At 73.8% G+C, this 17143-nt stretch carries 14 protein-coding genes; 7 read left to right on the top strand and 7 right to left on the bottom strand.

Annotated features, from left to right (window positions below):
• Positions 1-180 precede the first annotated feature (180 nt).
• The 3 genes from ACIGZJ_RS20585 to ACIGZJ_RS20575 all read left to right on the top strand — a co-directional run bounded on the left by ACIGZJ_RS20585 (position 181) and on the right by ACIGZJ_RS20575 (position 3426).
• On the top strand, positions 181-1437 hold the full coding sequence (locus ACIGZJ_RS20585; RefSeq protein ID WP_396458543.1) for a hypothetical protein: 1257 nt from the start codon (positions 181-183) through the stop codon (positions 1435-1437).
• Between the two features lie 202 nt (positions 1438-1639).
• Positions 1640-2857: a TerD family protein gene (locus ACIGZJ_RS20580; protein ID WP_396458649.1), complete on the top strand. Its 1218-nt coding sequence runs from the start codon at positions 1640-1642 to the stop codon at positions 2855-2857.
• Positions 2858-2937: 80 nt separating this feature from the next.
• Positions 2938-3426: a GNAT family N-acetyltransferase gene (locus ACIGZJ_RS20575; RefSeq protein ID WP_396458542.1), complete on the top strand. Its 489-nt coding sequence runs from the start codon at positions 2938-2940 to the stop codon at positions 3424-3426.
• 18 nt (positions 3427-3444) lie between these two features.
• Here the strand turns inward: ACIGZJ_RS20575 and ACIGZJ_RS20570 are convergent, their stop codons facing one another.
• Positions 3445-4137, bottom strand: coding sequence for an RraA family protein (locus tag ACIGZJ_RS20570; RefSeq protein ID WP_396458648.1), 693 nt, complete (start codon positions 4135-4137; stop codon positions 3445-3447).
• Between the two features lie 160 nt (positions 4138-4297).
• Between ACIGZJ_RS20570 and ACIGZJ_RS20565 the strand changes: the two genes are divergently transcribed.
• Positions 4298-4891 (top strand): Uma2 family endonuclease, encoded by a 594-nt coding sequence (locus ACIGZJ_RS20565; protein ID WP_396458541.1) that lies wholly within the window; start codon positions 4298-4300, stop codon positions 4889-4891.
• A gap of 70 nt (positions 4892-4961) precedes the next feature.
• Here the strand turns inward: ACIGZJ_RS20565 and ACIGZJ_RS20560 are convergent, their stop codons facing one another.
• Entirely contained in the window at positions 4962-5891 is a 930-nt protein-coding gene (locus ACIGZJ_RS20560) for a proline dehydrogenase family protein (RefSeq protein ID WP_396458540.1), read from the bottom strand.
• 111 nt (positions 5892-6002) lie between these two features.
• A complete protein-coding gene (pruA, locus tag ACIGZJ_RS20555) occupies positions 6003-7631 on the bottom strand; it encodes an L-glutamate gamma-semialdehyde dehydrogenase (RefSeq protein ID WP_392935967.1) in 1629 nt (542 codons plus the stop codon).
• Between the two features lie 277 nt (positions 7632-7908).
• Here pruA and ACIGZJ_RS20550 point away from each other — a divergent pair, with 277 nt between their 5' ends.
• The gene (locus tag ACIGZJ_RS20550) at positions 7909-9510 is read left to right on the top strand and encodes a PucR family transcriptional regulator (protein WP_396458539.1); all 1602 of its coding nucleotides are present in this window, start codon (positions 7909-7911) and stop codon (positions 9508-9510) included.
• Between the two features lie 144 nt (positions 9511-9654).
• On the opposite strand, the gene ACIGZJ_RS20545 is transcribed toward ACIGZJ_RS20550, so the two are convergent.
• Both ACIGZJ_RS20545 and ACIGZJ_RS20540 read right to left on the bottom strand, forming a co-directional pair.
• Positions 9655-11136: an alkaline phosphatase PhoX gene (locus tag ACIGZJ_RS20545; RefSeq protein ID WP_392935963.1), complete on the bottom strand. Its 1482-nt coding sequence runs from the start codon at positions 11134-11136 to the stop codon at positions 9655-9657.
• Between the two features lie 219 nt (positions 11137-11355).
• Positions 11356-12540 (bottom strand): hypothetical protein, encoded by a 1185-nt coding sequence (locus ACIGZJ_RS20540; RefSeq protein ID WP_396458538.1) that lies wholly within the window; start codon positions 12538-12540, stop codon positions 11356-11358.
• 177 nt (positions 12541-12717) lie between these two features.
• On the opposite strand from ACIGZJ_RS20540, the gene ACIGZJ_RS20535 reads away from it, so the two are divergent.
• Positions 12718-13161: a VOC family protein gene (locus tag ACIGZJ_RS20535; protein ID WP_396458537.1), complete on the top strand. Its 444-nt coding sequence runs from the start codon at positions 12718-12720 to the stop codon at positions 13159-13161.
• A gap of 120 nt (positions 13162-13281) precedes the next feature.
• Here ACIGZJ_RS20535 and ACIGZJ_RS20530 read toward each other — a convergent pair whose 3' ends face one another.
• Positions 13282-14913, bottom strand: a complete 1632-nt coding sequence (locus tag ACIGZJ_RS20530; protein WP_396458536.1) for a hypothetical protein — start codon at positions 14911-14913, stop codon at positions 13282-13284.
• 364 nt (positions 14914-15277) lie between these two features.
• On the opposite strand from ACIGZJ_RS20530, the gene ACIGZJ_RS20525 reads away from it, so the two are divergent.
• On the top strand, positions 15278-16609 hold the full coding sequence (locus ACIGZJ_RS20525; RefSeq protein WP_396458535.1) for an MFS transporter: 1332 nt from the start codon (positions 15278-15280) through the stop codon (positions 16607-16609).
• 132 nt (positions 16610-16741) lie between these two features.
• Here ACIGZJ_RS20525 and ACIGZJ_RS20520 read toward each other — a convergent pair whose 3' ends face one another.
• Positions 16742-17122 (bottom strand): metal-sulfur cluster assembly factor, encoded by a 381-nt coding sequence (locus ACIGZJ_RS20520; protein WP_387941597.1) that lies wholly within the window; start codon positions 17120-17122, stop codon positions 16742-16744.
• Positions 17123-17143 lie beyond the last annotated feature (21 nt).

The raw sequence follows: 17143 nt of genomic DNA, 5'->3' as shown, positions 1-17143 counted from the left end.
CCGGGTGGCCGCCGGCCGCTGCTACGCTCAGGCCCCTGCCGGCGCGGACACGCGCGCGTACACCGGCGGACCCGCACGGGCGCTGCCCGGCGGCAATCCGTCCGTGACGGTGATTCGGGCCCGCCTGTGGTGCGTGGGAGAATACGGCGACTGCGACGGCGACTTCGGGGAGGGGGTCCGGTGGCTCTGCGCGAGGACACCGAGCGGGACGTGCACGGCGAGCAGGCCCGGTGCCACGAGCGGCGCGGCCGGCACGGCAGGCCCAGGCCGTTCGGCGGCCGCCTGCGACTGCCCACCCTCCGGTTCTCCGGCGCCGCGATGGCGATGTCCACCGTCGTCGGCATCAGCATCGCCACCACCCTGCTGCTCAACGAGCAGCAGGGCGTGGGCCGCCGGGCCGGCGTCGCGCGGGTCGGATCCAGCGCGCCCCCGCCGAGCCCGGCCGCGACCGACCGGGCCGAGGCTGCGGCCGACCACGCCCCCGCCGCGCCCGAGCCGCCCGCCCTCCCCGCCGACGCCCCCTCGCCCAAGGCGTCCGCACCCCGCCCGGCCGCCTCCGGCACGCCCACCGCCCGCGCCTCGGCGCCCGCCGCCCCGGCGACGGCCCGCCCCGTGGCCGGCGCCTCCCCGACCGCCCCGCACGCCGGCGGCGACCCGTCGGCCCAGGCGCTCGGCCCCGCCCGGGCCCGGCCCGGCACCGAGCCGCCCGCCTCGCCCACGGCCGGTCCGACCGCGCACACCCCGGCCGCCGACGCCCCGGCCGCCGACACCCCCTTCGCCGACACCCCGCTGGCCGGCATCCCTCCCGAACAGCCGGCCGCACCGCAGCCGCCCTCCTCCCGCCCGCTCACCGGCGCACCCGGCATCCCGGTGCCCGACGCACCCGCCGACGCCGCGGAGCCGGGCACCGCGCCCAGGCCGGACAGCCCCAAGCCCGACGCCCCCAAACCCGACCCCGCCGAGGTCGGCGACTCCGCGCTGACCGGCGCGGCCTTCGTCCAGACGCTCGGCCGCGACGGCACCCGGCACCTGCTCACCCTCACCGTCACCGAGCCGCTCACCGCCCTCCAGGCCGAGTTCCGCCTCGCCCCCGGTGAGGCGGCGGCCGGTCCCGGCACCGCCTGGACCGACCTCTCCAGCGCCGTGGTCACCGCCCACCAGGAGCGCGGCACGCTCGTCTACCGCTTCACCGTCCCGCCCGGCACCGACGTCCGGCCCGGGCAGTACACCTTCGGCGTCCGCGGCACCCGCCCGGCGGCCCCGGCCACGCCCTCCGCCCAGCCCTCCCCGTCCGCGTCGCCGTCCGCATCGCCGTCCGCCCGGCCCACCGGGAGGCCCTGCCGGACCACCCCCGCGGAGACCTGGAACGCCGCCGCCTTCGGCATCCGCCACCCCCGCGCCGTCGCCGCGCTCGGCACCTTCGCACCGACCCGCTGACCCGGCCCGCCGACCCGCCCCGGCGGGCCGCGCCGGTCCGCCCGCACCCCCGACCCGATCCGACAACCCGACAGGTCACGGGCCGTCTCGGGCTCCTCTCAGCAACCCCGTTCGTTACTGTGGGTACCACTCGGCGCGGTGGCACCTCAACGGCCCCGCACACCGCGCCACCGCATCCGAGGAGGATCTCGTGTCCACGGTCCTGACCCAAGGCGGCAACGCCCCGCTGACCGCTGCGCGGGTGACCGTCGAGGTCACCGCGCCCAAGGCGCTGGACGTCTCGGGCCTGCTGCTGACCGACGCCGGAAAGGTCCGCTCGGACGCCGACTTCGTGTTCTTCAACGCCCCCCACGGCCCGGGCGTGACCCACCGCCCCGCCTCCGGCGGCACCCCGGACGCCATCACCATCGACACCGCCGCCGTCCCGGCCGGCATCACCAAGATCGTGGTGACGGCCAGCCCCGACGAGGCGGGCGCGACCTTCGCGGGCATCGAGCCCACCGCCACCGTCCGCGACGCCGACTCCGGCCAGGTGCTGGTCACCTTCACCCCGCCGCAGCTCGGCCGCGAGACCGCACTGATCGTGGTCGAGGTCTACCAGCGCGGCGGCGCCTGGAAGGTCCGCGCGGTCGGCCAGGGCTACGCCAACGGCCTGGCCGGCATCGCCACCGACTTCGGCGTCACCGTCGAGGACGAGCCCGCCCCCGCGGCCGCCGCCCCCGTCCAGGCCCCGGTCGCGCCGCCCGTCCCTCCCGCGCCCCCGGCCCAGGCCCCGCCGGCCCCGCAGTTCGCTCCCCCGGCCCCGCCCGCGCCGCCCGCCGAGGCCCCCGCGCCGTCCCTCACCAAGGTCACCCTGGACAAGGGCCGGGTCAGCCTCACCAAGGGCGGCTCGGTCTCGCTGGAGAAGAACGGCAAGCCCTTCCTCTCCTCCATCCGGATGGGCCTCGGCTGGGAGCCCGCCGGCCGCGGCCGCAACATCGACCTCGACGCCTCCTGCATCGCCTTCGACGCCAAGCGCGAGAAGCTCGACACCGCCTGGTTCATGAAGCTCGGCATCTTCAACGGCGCCATCGCCCACTCCGGTGACAACCTCACCGGCGAGGGCGGCGGGGACGACGAGTCGATCACCGTCCACCTCAACGGCCTGCCGCCCGAGGTCTGCGGCCTGGTGTTCGTGGTGAACTCCTTCTCCGGCCAGAAGTTCACCGACGTCAAGAACGCCTACTGCCGTCTGGTGGACGCGGGTTCCGGGCAGGAGCTGGTCCGCTTCGACCTCACCCAGTCCGAGGCCCACACCGGCGTGGTGATGTGCAAGCTGGTCCGCCAGTTCTCCGGCGAGTGGGTGATGACGGCGATCGGCGAGTACGTCGACGCCAAGACCGCCCGCGCCATGGTCAAGCCCGCCTCCTCGATGCTCTGACCCTCCGGGTGCCCGGGCCCGCCGCCCGGGCACCCGAAAACGGCTGGTCACCCGGCCGACCGGCCTGGCATCCTGTCCGGATGCTGATCAGGGAAGCCACCCCCGGGGACTGGCCGGCCGTCTGGCCGTTCTTCCACGCCATCGCCGCCGCCGGAGAGACGTACACCTACCCGCTCGACCTGACCTTCGAGCAGGGTCGTGACTGGTGGCTCCTCCCGGCCCCGAGCCGCACCGTGGTGGCCGTCGACGAGGACGGCACCGTCCTCGGCAGCGCCAAGATGAACCGCAACCACCAGGGCAACGGCTCGCACATCGCGAGCGCCAGCTACATGGTCGACCCGGCGCACTCCGGCCGGGGCGTCGGGCGCGCCCTGACCGAGTACACCCTGGACTGGGCCCGGGCGGCGGGCTTCCGCGCCATGCAGTTCAACGCGGTGGTGGCCTCCAACGAGCGTGCGGTGAGGCTGTACCGGTCGCTCGGCTTCGAGATCCTGGGCACCCTCCCCGAGGGCTTCCACCACCCCGTCCACGGCTACGTCGGCCTGCACGTCATGCACCGCGCGCTCTGACCCGCGGGGGCCCGCCCGCTACTCCTCGATCGCGCCGCCGACCCGCCGCAGGTGCCGCCGGAAGCTGTACGAGGGATCGGCGGCCCGCCGCTCCAGGTACTCGTCGAACGCGGTCTGCCGGCGCAGCGTGTCGCCGGAGCGGATCCGCTCGGCCTGCGCCCGCTCGGTCCGCGCGATCCCGGCGGCCGTCTCCAGCACCTCGTCGAGCCGCGCGGCCGGGACGAACAGCACACCGTCCGCGTCGGCGAACACCACGTCCTGCGCGCCGACCGCGTGCGGCCCGAACCTGGCCTCGGTCAGCGCCTGCGGCTCCCGCTCGTCGAGCCGCGTCGGGCCGAGCGGCAGGCTCCCGTAGCTGAACACCGGCAGCCCGATCTCCACCAGCTCCGGGGTGTCCCGGTGCAGCCCCCACACCACCAGCGCGGCCACCCCGGCGGCCCGCGCCTCCAGCACGGCCAGGTCCCCGACGCACGCCTCGTCGACCCGCCCGCCGTTGTCGACGACCAGCACGTCCCCGGGCCCGGCCGCGCCGTACGCCTCCAGGAAGACGTCCACGCTCCCGTAGTGCCGCACCGGCAGCACCCGCCCCGCGACCCGGTGCCCCGCCACCACCGCACGGATCCCCGCGGGCGCCGCCCGCAGCTCCACCCCCAACCGCACGCACGCGTCCGCCACCAACGGCGTCGACAGCTCCGCGAAGGCCTTCAGCACCACAGCCACCTGCCCAACTCGTCGTGATCCGACCACAGTTCACCAGCGCCGCGATCCTAGGGCGGCCGACACGCTCACACCACCGAGTGAAAACCGGCCGTGCACGGCATATCTCACCGAAACCCTCGCTAGCGTGACCCACACCTGAAGGAGGGGCATCATGAGTGCTGTGGCGCATGAGCGACCGATCTCGAACTCCCCGTCGCAGGAGGACATCCTGCTGGAGGGCTTCCTGAGCCTGCACTCCCCCGAAGGCTTCCGGGCCGAGCTCATCGAGGGAGAGATCATCGTGGCACCACCGCCGGACGGCGATCACGAGGACTACATCGGTCTGCTGATCGACCAGGTCAGCCGCCACGCGGCGGTCCATATGCAGGTGTCCGGCGGCAAAGGCCTCCGGCTCGCGAGTGGCGGACTCTGCCCGAAGAACCACGTCATCCCCGACGCGACGTTCGCTCCGATGGAGCTCCGCCTCTTCCGCGGCGCCCCGCCCTGGATGGAGCCGAAGGGCGTGGCCATGGTCGCCGAGGTGACGTCCACCAAGCCCGACCAGGACCGGATCGCCAAACGCCACTGCTACGCCCGCGCCGGGATCCCGCTCTACCTGCTCGTCGACCGCGAGAAGTCCCAGGTCAGCATCTTCAGCAGGCCGCTGCGCGACGAGTACACCGAGGTTCACCTCGCGCCCTTCGGCCAACCGCTCGAACTGCCTGCCCCCTTCGGCTTCGAGCTGGACACCAAGGACTTCCTCTGACTGCTCCGCACGACGAACGGCCCGCACCCCCCTTCCACAAGGGGTGCGGGCCGTTCGCGTTACGGGGGCCTCAGCCGCGCGTCGCCATGGCGCGCAGGAAGAAGGTCAGGTTGGCCGGGCGCTCGGCGAGCCGACGCATGAAGTAGCCGTACCACTCCTGGCCGTAGGGCAGGTACACCCGCATGGTGTTGCCCTCGGCCGCCAGCCGCAGCTGCTCCTCGGGGCGGATGCCGTAGAGCATCTGGTACTCGAAGGAGTCGCGCTTGCGGCCGTTCCACTGGGCGAGCTGGCCGGCGATCTTGATCATGTTGGGGTCGTGCGAGGCGATCATCGGGTAGCCCTCGCCGGCCATCAGGACCTTCAGCGCGCGGACGTAGGCGAGGTCGACCTCGTGCTTGCCCTGGAAGGCGACCGACTCGGGCTCCTTGTAGGCGCCCTTGCACAGCCGCACCCGCGAACCGGCGCCGGCGAACTCACGGCAGTCGGCCTCGGTGCGGCGCAGGTAGGCCTGGAGCACGACGCCCAGCCACGGGAAGTCGACCCGCAGCTCCCGCGCGATGGCGAGGGTGGAGTCGGTGGTGGTGTGGTCCTCCATGTCGAGGGTCACCGTGGTGCCGGCGTCCGCCGCGGCGGCGCAGATCCGGCGGGCGTTCTCCAGGGCGATCTTCTCGCCGTCCACCGGGAGGAACTGGCCGACGGCCGAGAGCTTGACCGAGACCTCGGCGCCGGCCGCGAGGCCGGTGTCCTTGAGGGCGGCCAGGAGGTGCTCGTAGGCCTCGGCGGTGCCCGCGGCCTGGGTGGCGTCCTGGGTGTCCTCGCCGAGGTGGTCCAGGGTGACCTTGCGGCCGGTGGCGACCAGGTCGTCGCAGGCCGTGACGGCGTCGTCGAGGGCCTCGCCGGCGACGAAGCGCTCGACTATGGCGTGCGTCGGCGGGAACTTCTCGACGACGGTGCGGACCTGCGGGGAGCGGGAGGCCGCGAGGAGGGCGGAACGGAGCATCGTGACTCCTGGAGCTGGTGCTTCTAAGGGTGGCAGAAAACGGGCGGCGGACCGGGGGTAGGGTCCGCCGCCCGGGTGCGCCCGGCTGCGGGGCCGGGCGCGGTGGGGCACTCAGCCCATGTGCGGGTAGCGGTAGTCCGTCGGCGGGACGAAGGTCTCCTTGACCGAGCGGGTCGACGTCCAGCGCGCCAGGTTCTGCTTGGCACCGGCCTTGTCGTTGGTGCCCGAGGCCCGGCCGCCGCCGAAGGGCTGCTGGCCGACCACCGCGCCGGTCGGCTTGTCGTTGATGTAGAAGTTGCCGGCCGCGAAGCGCAGCTTGTGCATCGCGTCCTGGGCCGCGGCGCGGTCCTGGGCGATGATCGCGCCGGTCAGGCCGTACGGCGAGGCCGACTCCATCTGCGCCAGCATCTCCTCGTACTTCTCGTCCTCGTACACCAGGACGGCGAGGATCGGGCCGAAGTACTCGTCCCGGAAGTACTCGCTCTCCGGGTCCTCGCAGACCAGCACGGTCGGGCGGACGAAGTAGCCCACCGAGTCGTCGTACGTGCCGCCGGCCAGCACCTCGACCTTCGGGTCCGCCTGGGCCCGGTCGATGGCGGCCTTGTTCTTGGCGAACGAGCGCTCGTCGATGACGGCGGACATGAAGTTCGACAGGTCGGTGACGTCGCCCATGGTCAGGCCCTCGACCTCGTCGCGGAACGCGTCCTTCAGACCGGCCCAGAGCGAGGCGGGAACGTACGCCCGGGACAGCGCCGAACACTTCTGGCCCTGGAACTCGAAGGCGCCGCGGGTCATCGCGGTCTTGAGCACGGCCGGGTCGGCGGACGGGTGGGCGACCAGGAAGTCCTTGCCGCCGGTCTCGCCGACGATCCGCGGGTAGGTGCGGTAGCCGGCGATGTTCTCGCCGACCGAGCGCCACAGGTGCTGGAAGGTCGCGGTCGAGCCGGTGAAGTGGATGCCGGCCAGCGACGGGTGCTTCAGCGCCACGGCGGAGACGTCCAGGCCGTCACCGGTCACCATGTTGATGACGCCCTTGGGCAGCCCGGCCTCCTCCAGCAGCTGCATCAGCAGGTGCGCGGAGAACTGCTGGGTCGGGGAGGGCTTCCACAGCACCACGTTGCCCATCAGCGCCGGCGCGGTCGGCAGGTTGCCGGCGATGGCGGTGAAGTTGAACGGGGTGATCGCGTAGACGAAGCCCTCCAGCGGGCGGTGGTCGCTGCGGTTCCACACGCCGTCCGAGGAGATCGGCTGCTCGGCCATGATCTGCCGGGCGAAGTGCACGTTGAAGCGCAGGAAGTCGACCAGCTCGCAGGGGGTGTCGATCTCGGCCTGCTGGGCGGTCTTGGACTGGCCGAGCATGGTGGCGGCGGCCAGGGTCTCGCGCCAGGGGCCGGCCAGCAGGTCGGCGGCCTTGAGGAAGATCGCGGCCCGGGAGTCGAAGGAGAGCGCCTGCCAGGCCGGGGCCGCGGCCAGGGCAGTGTCGATGGCGTCCTGCGCGTCGGCCTGGGTGGCGTTGCGCAGGGTGCCGAGCCTCGCCGCGTGGTTGTGCGGCTGGACGACGTGGATCTCGGTGCCGGCGCCCATGCGGCGCTCACCGTTGATCGTCATGGTCAGCTGGACCGGCTCCTGGCCGCCCAGCTCCTTCAGCTTGGCCTCCAGGCGGGCCCGTTCGGGGCTGCCGGGGGCGTAGCTGTGGACCGGCTCGTTCACCGGCGCGGGGACCTGGGTCACAGCATCCATGAGCGCACGCTCTCCTTCGGTTCATGGGGGATGCCGACGTGGGTCGCACGTCGGCCACAGGACGAACGCTATTCCTGCACCGGGGGCCACATGATTGGCCGGGCGGCTAAAGTCATCCGTACGGCGTTGTCCGGGCCGACGAAGGGATTACGGCGCGGTCACGGCCGCCGCCCCCGCACCCTCCCGGCCGGACCGTTCCGCCCGCACCCCTCCGGGCCTCGCCCGCAGCACTGAACCCGACCCCACGGCGTTGTCCGAGCGGATGAAGGAAGGCCGCATGTCCCAGCCCCCGGGCCTCCCGCTCCGACAGCTGCTGATGTCCCTCGGCGAGCCGCTGGTCGAACTCCAGGCCGCACCGCAGGGCTTGGACGTCCCGGTGCGCGATGTCGCGATCCTCGACCCGGAGGATCCGCCGACCGCCGCCCCCGGCGAGCTGGTGCTCGCCATCGGCGCCCGCGGCCGGGCCGCCCTCCCGGCGCTGCGCGCGGCCGGCCGGGCCCGCGCGGCGGCGGTCGCCGTCAAGCTCGACGGTCCCGGACAGGCCGACGCGCTGCGCGAGGCGGCCACCGAGGCCGGCGTCGCCCTGCTCTCGGTCCGCCGGGAGACCCGCTGGGAGCACCTGGACTCGCTCGCCCGCGCGATCATCGCCGGGCCCGACGCCCCGGACGCGCCGGGCGCCCCCGAGCACAACGCCGGCGACCTCTTCTCCCTCGCCCAGACCGTCGCGGTCCTCACCAGCGGCATCGTCTCGATCGAGGACACCTCCAGCCGGGTGCTGGCCTACTCCCGCTCCTCCGACTCCGACGAGGTGGACGACCTCCGCCGGCTCTCCATCCTCGGCTGGCAGGGCCCCGAGCCGTACCTGTCGAAGCTCCGCGAGTGGGGCATCTTCCAGCACCTGCGCAGCTCGGACGCCCCGATCGCGGTCGATCCGCACCCGGAGCTCGGCCTGCGCCGCCGGCTGGCGATCGGCATCCGGGCCGGGGCGCAGCCGCTCGGCACCATCTGGGTGCAGGAGGGTGCCCAGCCGCTCGCCCCGCTGGCCGAGCAGGCGCTGGTCGGTGCGGCCCGGGTGGCCGCCGCGCAGCTGGTGCGCCGGCGCCGGGAGCTGTCGGCGGACGTCCGGCTGACCCGCACCCTGCTCACCGGCCTGCTGGAGGGCTCGACCGGCCCGCAGTCGCTCGCCACCCACCTGGGCCTGGACCTGCGCCGCCCGGCGACCGTCCTGGCGTACAGCGCGCACACCACCGAGGCGCTCGCCCGGGCCGACGTGACCGGCCTGATCTCGGTGCACACGGCCGCCCGGCACCGCAGCGCGCTGCTCGCGCCGATCGACTCCCGGGTGTACGTGCTGCTGCCCGAGCTGCCCGCCGGGCTGCCGATGACCACCGTCCGCGACTGGGCCCACGAGGTGGTCGAGGCGGCCCGGGACCACCTGGGGATCCCGCTGCGCGCGGCGATCGGCTCGACGGTGGAGGCTCTGGCCCAGGTGCCCGACTCCCGGGCGCAGGCGGACCGGATCCTGGACGCGATGGGCCGCGGCGGGGTTGATCTGGAGGTCGCCGCGCTGATCGACGTCCAGGCGGAGGTGCTGGTCAGCGAGATGCTGGCGCTGCTGCAGGAGCGGGCCGGGCTGCGCGACCCCCGGCTGACGGCGCTGGCCGCGTACGACCGGCGGCACGGCACCCGGCTGGCCGAGTCGGTGCTGGCCTGGCTGGACGCGCTGGGCGAGGTGCGGGTCGCCGCGGACGCCCTGCACATCCACCCCAACACGCTGCGCTACCGGGTGCGCCGGGCCGAGCAGCTGACCGGTATCGACCTGTCCCAGCCGCAGCAGCGGCTGCTGGCCATGCTCCAGCTGCGGCTGCCGGAGGACTGAGCCGCCGGGTCCGGGCACCCGCCCGGACGGCAGAGGACGGCAAAGACGGCGCAAGACGGCGCAAGACGGCGGAGAGGGGCCCGCCGAAGCGGACCCCTCCCTGTGTGCGCCTGGCGGCGACTCGGTGTGCCTGGCGGCGACGGATCAGGCGCCGTAGCCCTGGCCGCGCTTGTGCTCGTTCAGGCGGTGCCACGGGCCGGTGATGGCCAGCTGGATGCCCGGGACCTGGATGTTGGCGAACAGCGTCTTGCCGTCGTCCGAGAAGGTGACGCCGGTGAACTCGCTGAACTCGGGCTTCTCGGCGGTGCCGATGTTGAGGTCGTTGCGGGCGATCGGGTAGACCAGACCGTCCTCGGTGGCGCCGAACAGGTGCGAGACACCCTCGCCGTCCTCGGCGATCACGATGCCGCCGTAGGGCGAGACGGTGATGTTGTCCGGGCCGTCGTAGTTGTCGTGGTCGCCGAAGACGTCGGTGTTGACGCCGAGCAGCACCTTCAGGGTGATGGTGCGGCGGACCGGGTTGAAGAACCAGACCTGGCCGTCGTGCTGGAGCGGGCTCTCCGAGCGGGCGAAGCTGGAGACGAAGTAGAAGCCGCCGTCGCCCCACCACATGCCCTCGAGCTTGCGGGCGCGGGTGACCTCGCCGTCCTTGAACTGCTTGCGGACGGAGACGGTCCTGGCGTCGCGGTCCTGGACCTTGACCCAGTCCACGCCGTAGGTGGTTCCGACCTTGGTGGCGCGCGACAGGTCGTCGATGAACTTGCCCTGCGCGTCGAACACCTTGAAGGCCTCGAGCACGCCGGCGTCGTCGGCGAGCTTGCGCAGCTGGTAGCGGCCGTGCTTGAAGCCGGCCGGCGGGGTCCAGCGGAACAGCAGGCCGTTCGGGTTGGAGGCGTCCTCGGTCAGGTAGACCTGGCCGCGCTTGGGGTCGACCACGACGGCCTCGTGCGCGTAGCGCCCGAACGCCTTCACCGGCTGCGGGTTCTGGTTGTACTCGTCGTCGAACGGGTCGACCTCGAAGATGTAGCCGTGGTCCTTGGTGAAGCCGTTCTTGCCGGCCTTGTCCTCGGTCTCCTCGCCGGACAGCCAGGTGCCCCACGGGCTCACGCCACCGGCGCAGTTGGTGGAGGTACCGGCGATGCCGACCCACTGCTCGACCTTGCCGTTGGCCTTGGCGTGCACGATGGTGCAGCCGCCGGCCGCGCCCGGGTCGTAGACGTGGCCCTCGATCAGCGGCACGGGGTGCGGCCAGTTGGCGCGGGCGCCGCTCAGCTCGTGGTTGACGACCAGCAGGTTGCCGCCGCGCTCGTCCTCGAAGGCCGAGGTGCCGTCGTGGTTGCTCGGGGTGAACTCGCCGGTGCGCAGCTTGGTGACACCGGTCCGGTTCACGACCGTGTACTTGAAGCCCTTGGGCAGCGACAGCAGGTTCTCCGGGTCCTTCACCAGAGCGCCGTAGCCGACGGCGGCACGCTCGGCGTCGGCGGTGGTGGCGTCCTGCACCTCGCCGCCGACCGGGGCGGCGATCGCGCCGGGGGCGCTGGCCAGCGCCTCGGCGCTGCCGGCGATCAGCACACCGGCCCCGACGAGGGTGGAACGGTTGACGAAGTCCCGGCGGGACAGCGACATGGCAGTCACTCCTGAGAGGTGGGCCGCCGACCGGGGCGGGGCCCGGCGCGTGGCGTGCGAGGTGTCGAGGGAGGTGTCCGACGCCCAGCAGACTCCGCCCGTCCGGTGAACGCACGGTGAAGCGGACACCTCGTCAGGGTGGTCATTTGCCGACCGTATTCGAACTCATGACTTCCTCTTTGCCGTCCTCCGACAACCCGGGCCGCCCGCGGGGCCCGCTCACCTCCCGCTGCGCGCCGCCCGCCACTGCTCCCAGGCCGACAGCCACAGCTGCTCGCCGAGCCGGTGATCCTCCCAGCCGGAGCCGCCCGGCCGGTCGCGCCAGAGCTGCTCCCAGGCCCGCTGCGCCGGCAGGCTCGCCACCTCGCTGGCGAACACCGTGTACCGGATGACCTCCTCGACGGCGGCCGCGCCCTCGGGGGTGCCGACCACCCACTGGGTCTGCCGGGAGAGCCGGTTGAGGTGGTTCACCATCGTCGTCACCGCGGCCACCGCCTCCTCCCGGGTCTCCGAGGCGAGCCGCATCTGCTGGCGGACGGCGGCCTCCCAGCGCAGCAGGCCGGTCTCCCCGCGCAGGGCGCGCGGCAGCCGGGGCGTGCGCCCGGCCCGGACCTGCGCCTCCATCGCGGCGGACTCGGCGATGGTCTGGTGGATCACCTCGCGGTGCGCCTCCAGCCCGACGGCGGGGGTGAGCTCGCGCTCCTCGACCGGGATGCTCCGGCCGCGCCGGGCGGCGAGCCGGCGCAGCAGGTCGGTCCGGCCGAGCAGGTACCGCTCGAAGTCGCCGATCCGGGACAGCTCGACGGCGCCGGGCGGCACGCCCCGCCCGCAGACGACGACGGTCAGTCCGTCCACCCACAGACGGCCCGCCCAGACCGGGCCCGATCCGGACGCGGTGGCGTCGGGCCCGGCCCACTGGGCCCGCCGGTCCTCGTGGACCTCGACCGCGCGGGGCTCGCCGTCCACGGTGATCCACTCGCGCAGTGCCCGGACCCGGCCGGGGCAGTCGCCCTCGTCGATGCCCAGTTGCTCGTAGACCCGGTCGCGCTCGTCCTCGACCACGTCCTCCAGCTCGGGCAGCGGGTCGTGGTACTCGGTGCCGGGCCGGTAGGTGCGGACGGTGATGTACGGGCCGGCCGGGGAGGTCCAGTCGCCGGAGCGGACCTCCACCCAGCGCAGCTCGCCGTTGGCGGTCTCGAACGCGGCCAGCGCGTCGCCGTCCGGGTCCGCCCCCTCCACGCCGTACACCGGGAAGTCCGCCGCGGCGAGGGTCCGGCGGGAGAACTCCTCCTGTTCGGCGAGCCGGTCGTCGAGTCGGCCCTCCTCCCGGAGACCCCCGCGGCGGGGGGCCTTTCGCCGGAGTTCGTCCTGCTCCTGGGGCCTGCCGTCGCTCTCCCGCACCATCCTGTGCCGCACCCCCGAGTACTCGCCGTGCCCTGCCGCGCTCGCGCCGCCTGCGGGAAACGATACGTGGAGGGACCTGCCGGGTCATCAGCTCCTCCCGGCCGGACCGCGGATCGGCCCGTTCCCGTGCCGTGTCAGCGCGGGTGTTTGTCAGTCACCCTTCCTACGCTGTCGGGCATGACAGCACACAAGGACTTCCCGGCCCGCCTCAGCATCGTCACCCTCGGGGTGGCCGACCTCGACCGCAGCACCCGCTTCTACGAGGACCTCGGGTGGCGGCGGTCCTCCGCCTCCAGCCCGGAGATCGTCTGGTTCCGGACGGCCGACTCGGTGCTCGGCCTCTTCCCGCACGACGAGCTGGCCGCCGACGCGGGCGTGCCCGGCGGCGGCGAGCCGTCCTTCCGGGGCGTCACCCTCGCGGTGAACCTGGAGTCGCCCGAGCTGGTGGACGCCGCCCTGAAGACGGCCGTCGACGCCGGCGCCACGGTGGTGAAGCCGCCGACCGCGACCAGCTGGGGCGGCTACTCCGGCTACTTCGAGGATCCGGACGGCCACCTCTGGGAGCTGGCCCACAACCCCTTCTTCCCCTTCACCGAGGACGGCTCGCTGGACCTTCCGTAACGACCCCCCGTAACGACCGGCCGCCACGACCCGGCGCCACGACCGGCCGCGGCGACGTTCCGCCACGACCGGCCGCAGCGCCCGCCCGCTGCCTGCGCCCCTGCTCGCCCTGCCCCTCCGCTACCCCTTCGACCGCGCCTTGAAGGCCGCCTTGCGCGCCTCCTTGGCGACGGTCCGGTCCAGGTGCAGCTCCCCGACCGCCTCCAGCACGTCCGCCGTGTACGGGTGGTCCACCCGCCAGAGCTCGCCGAAGTAGCTCGCCGGGTTGTCCGTCACCGGCAGCCCGGTGATCAGCTCGCGCAGCAGCTCGGCGTCACCGCCGGTGTCGAGCAGCTGGGCGGCGAAGGTGTCGACCACCGTCCACAGCGCCATCGACCGCTCCGGCGCGGGCACGTCGGCCGCGTCGACGGAGGTCAGCCAGGCCCGCACGCCCCCGCCCAGCTCCGGGTCGTCCAGCACCTCCCGGGCGGCGGGCTCGGCCTCCGGCCCGATCATGCCCAGCGCCAGCTGGCAGAGCATCCGCCGCATCGGGGCGTACGCGTCATGGCCGCGCGCCGCCTCCAGCAGCTCGCGCGCCGCCGCCACGGGCTCCCGGCCGGTGACCCAGGCCAGCAGCTCCTGCTCGGGCAGCACATTGGTCGCCTCGCAGATCCCGCGGAGCAGGTCCGCGGCGTCGCCCTGGGCCAGCTCGCCGACCAGCGGGGCGTCGTAGCCGTCCTCCAGCAGCCACTGCCGGATCCCGTACTGGCCGAGCGGGGTCAGCCGGACCAGGCCGAAGCGGGCGGACTCCTCCTCGTCCAGCGGCTCCTCGCCGAGCGCGGCCTCGGCGGGCGCCTCGCCCTCCTCCTCGTCGAACAGCTCCGGGTCGATCGGGCGGTAGTCCAGCAGGCCCAGCTCGGCGAGGTCCCCGAGCATCGGGTCCAGGGTGACCATCACATCGGTGATGTCGCCGAGCAGCTCCTCGCTCGGCTCCTCGCCCTCCGGGACGACCAGCAGCGCGGCCAGCACCCCCAGCGGCACGGTCTCGGTACCGGGCTCGGCAAAGGCGGTGGTCTCGTACAGCACCTGCAGCGCCTCGTCTAGCAGCTCGGCGGCCGCCTCCCGGGCCTCCTCGACCTCGGCCAGCCGCTCCTCGTCCTCCTCGCCGTCCTCGGGGCCCTCGCCCTCCGCCTCCTCGGGCAGCGAGTCCGCCTCCACGGCCAGCTCCCGGACGATCCCGGCGGCCGTCAGCCACAGCTCCAGGACGGTCTCCGCGTCCCCCTGCTCGGCGGGCTCCAGATCGGGGCCGGGGATGGCCACGTGCTCGCCGGCGGCCGTGGTGCCGATCTCGACCAGGTCCAGGTCGCAGGCCAGCGACCAGGCCCGCATCGCCTCGACCACGGCCTCCTCCGGCGCCTCGCCCTCCTCGGGGGCCAGGCCGAGCAGCCGCGCGGCGGGCGCCCGGTCCGGGTCGGTGAGGTCCCCGAGCTCGTCCACCGGGCGGTGCGGGGCGGTCCAGCGGGCGAGCTGCAGCGCGTACCCGATCATCGGTACGGCCTTCGCCTGGGCGGCCAGCTCGTCCTCGGACGGCAGCCGCACCGGGGGTACCAGCACGGCGGAGTCGTCGAGGTCGTCGTCGTCCAGCCCGTGCGCGGCGAACGCCCCGTACAGGTCCTGCAGCTCCAGGTCGGCCGGGAGCACCGCCTCGGCCGCCCCCTCGGCGGGTCCGCCCGCCGAATCGGCCCCAGCGTTCTTTCGACGTCGTCCGGCCATCGTTGCGCGTTCTCCCTACAGCGAGCGGTCAGCCGACCGGTCCGCGGAGCATCGGCTCCGTGTAACCGGTCTATTACCTCAGCGTATAGGCCTGGCACCCTCGATGCCCGGCCTCCAGGGGCGCGCGCCGCAACCGTGCGCCCACCCCTTATCCTTCGAAATGGTGCCGTGCACACCCCGCGCGGGCCACCGGGCAATGACGCCCCCTTTTCCCTCCTCTCCCGGGCACCGGGCCGGAGGGGCCCCACGCTCACCTGCTCCACCAGGGAGTCCCGCACCGAGGCCACCACCACAGCGCCGCAGGACGGGCGCATCGGCACACCCCGCCGACCCCGGTGGTGCCCGGCCACAGGAGACCCCTGCCATGGCGGACCTCTCCCCTGCCGGCTCCGGCCTGCGCACCGCGCAGTTCGACGGACGCCGACTGTCGGAGGCCCTGCTTCCCCTGGAGCTCGCGCCCCGCGCCCAGCTCCAGCTCGCCGCGATCAGCCGCTGGAACGCGCTGCGCGGCATCCGCGTCGGCCTGGTGGCCGCCGCCCTGCTGTTCATGCTGGTCGGAGCCAACCTGGCGACCCCGATCTACCCGCTGCTCCAGCAGCGGCTGGCCCTCGGCCCGTTCGACACCACGCTGCTGTTCACCGTCTACGTGTTCGCGCTGGTCCCGGTGCTCGCCGTGGTCGGCCACTGGTCGGACCACCTCGGCCGGCGCGCGCTGATCCTGCCGGCCGTGGCACTGGCCGCCGCCGGGGACGTGGTGTTCGCCACCGCGGGGAGCTTCTGGCAGCTGGCGCTCGGCCGGGCCGTCCAGGGCATCGCGGTCGGCCTGTCCACCGGCGCCGCCGGAGCGGCGCTGGGCGACCTGCTGCCGGACCGCCCGACCCTGGCCGCCAAGCTCACCCTGGCCTGTTCGGCGGGCGGCGTCGCCCTCGGCCCGGTGGTCGGCGCCCTGCTGGCCGGCGGCTCGGACCCGCTGATGACGCCCTTCCTGCTGCACGCCGTCGCCCTGCTGGCGCTCTGTGTGCCGCTGGCCCTGGTCCACCCCCGGATGCCCGGCCGCAACCGCCCGCCGGCCGCCCCGCCGCGCATCACCACCCCGGCCCACCTGCGCCCGCAGCGCCTCGCCCTGCCGGCCACCGGCCGCCGCGAGTTCCTGCTCGCCTCCGGGGCCGGCTTCGTCTCCTACGCGGTCTTCGGCGTCTACCTGAGCCTGGCCCCGGCCTTCTCGGCCAAGGTGCTGCACAGCGACTCCCGGCTGACCGGCGCCGTGGTGGCGGCCCTGCTGCTCGGCTCCTCCGCGGCCGCCCAGCTGCTCGTCCCGCCGACCGCCGACCGCCTGGTCATCGCGCTCGGCATGGCCGGCCTCGCCTCGGGCCTCGCCCTGGTCATCACCGCCCAGTACACCGGCACCGCCGCGCTGCTGTTCATCGGCAGCGTCCTCGGCGGCGCCTGCCAGGGCGTGGCCTTCCGGTCCCTGTTCACCTCCGCCGTCGCCGCGATGAACCCCGAGCGCCGGGGCTCCGAGCTGAGCTCCCTGTGGGTCATCGTCTACCTCGGCTCCTCGCTGCCCATCGTCGGCGTCGGCGCCCTCGTCCAGCACTACGGCCTGCTCCCGGCCACCAGCGGGTTCGCCACCCTGGCCGCCCTCGCCTGCGTGGCCCTGGCCATCGCCGTGGCCCGCTCCCCCAAGCGCGCCTGACCACCCAAGACGCCGCTGCCCGGTACGGACCTCCGTACCGGGCAGCGGCGTTTCGGGCTCAAGACCACTGCCGCGCGAATACTTCCCCCGAAGGGGAGACTCGCGCGGCAGCGGGTTGACGGTCGACCGGTCTCAGACGTTGAAGCCCAAAGCGCGGAGCTGGTCGCGGCCGTCGTCGGTGATCTTGTCCGGGCCCCACGGCGGCATCCAGACCCAGTTGATCCGCAGGTCCTGGACGAGGCCGTCGGTGGCCGTCTTGGCCTGGTCCTCGATGACGTCGGTCAGCGGGCAGGCCGCCGAGGTGAGCGTCATGTCGATGGTCGCCACGTCGGACTCGTCGATGTGGATGCCGTAGATCAGGCCCAGGTTGACGACGTCGATGCCCAGCTCGGGGTCGACGACGTCCATCAGGGCCTCGGTCAGGTCCTCGACGGAGACGGTGCCGGCGGTGGTGCCGACGATGACGGTCGGACCGCCCTCAGCGGAAGGGGCGGGCGTCTCGGTGTCACTCATGTGTCTGTCCTCCTCTTCTGC

This window comes from Kitasatospora sp. NPDC052868 (assembly GCF_044547105.1).
GTDB lineage: Bacteria > Actinomycetota > Actinomycetes > Streptomycetales > Streptomycetaceae > Kitasatospora.
This window is presented reverse-complemented; position numbering and strand designations above follow the sequence as displayed.

Excerpts from the sequence above, each read along its gene's own strand:
- ACIGZJ_RS20550 (WP_396458539.1), top strand. The coding sequence starts at position 7,909 with ATGTCCCAGCCCCCGGGCCTCCCGCTCCGACAGCTGCTGATGTCCCTC.
- pruA (WP_392935967.1), bottom strand. The coding sequence starts at position 7,631 with ATGGATGCTGTGACCCAGGTCCCCGCGCCGGTGAACGAGCCGGTCCAC.
- ACIGZJ_RS20535 (WP_396458537.1), top strand. The coding sequence starts at position 12,718 with ATGACAGCACACAAGGACTTCCCGGCCCGCCTCAGCATCGTCACCCTC.
- ACIGZJ_RS20575 (WP_396458542.1), top strand. The coding sequence starts at position 2,938 with ATGCTGATCAGGGAAGCCACCCCCGGGGACTGGCCGGCCGTCTGGCCG.
- ACIGZJ_RS20525 (WP_396458535.1), top strand. The coding sequence starts at position 15,278 with ATGGCGGACCTCTCCCCTGCCGGCTCCGGCCTGCGCACCGCGCAGTTC.
- ACIGZJ_RS20565 (WP_396458541.1), top strand. The coding sequence starts at position 4,298 with ATGAGTGCTGTGGCGCATGAGCGACCGATCTCGAACTCCCCGTCGCAG.
- ACIGZJ_RS20520 (WP_387941597.1), bottom strand. The coding sequence starts at position 17,122 with ATGAGTGACACCGAGACGCCCGCCCCTTCCGCTGAGGGCGGTCCGACC.
- ACIGZJ_RS20540 (WP_396458538.1), bottom strand. The coding sequence starts at position 12,540 with ATGGTGCGGGAGAGCGACGGCAGGCCCCAGGAGCAGGACGAACTCCGG.
- ACIGZJ_RS20530 (WP_396458536.1), bottom strand. The coding sequence starts at position 14,913 with ATGGCCGGACGACGTCGAAAGAACGCTGGGGCCGATTCGGCGGGCGGA.
- ACIGZJ_RS20545 (WP_392935963.1), bottom strand. The coding sequence starts at position 11,136 with ATGTCGCTGTCCCGCCGGGACTTCGTCAACCGTTCCACCCTCGTCGGG.
- ACIGZJ_RS20560 (WP_396458540.1), bottom strand. The coding sequence starts at position 5,891 with ATGCTCCGTTCCGCCCTCCTCGCGGCCTCCCGCTCCCCGCAGGTCCGC.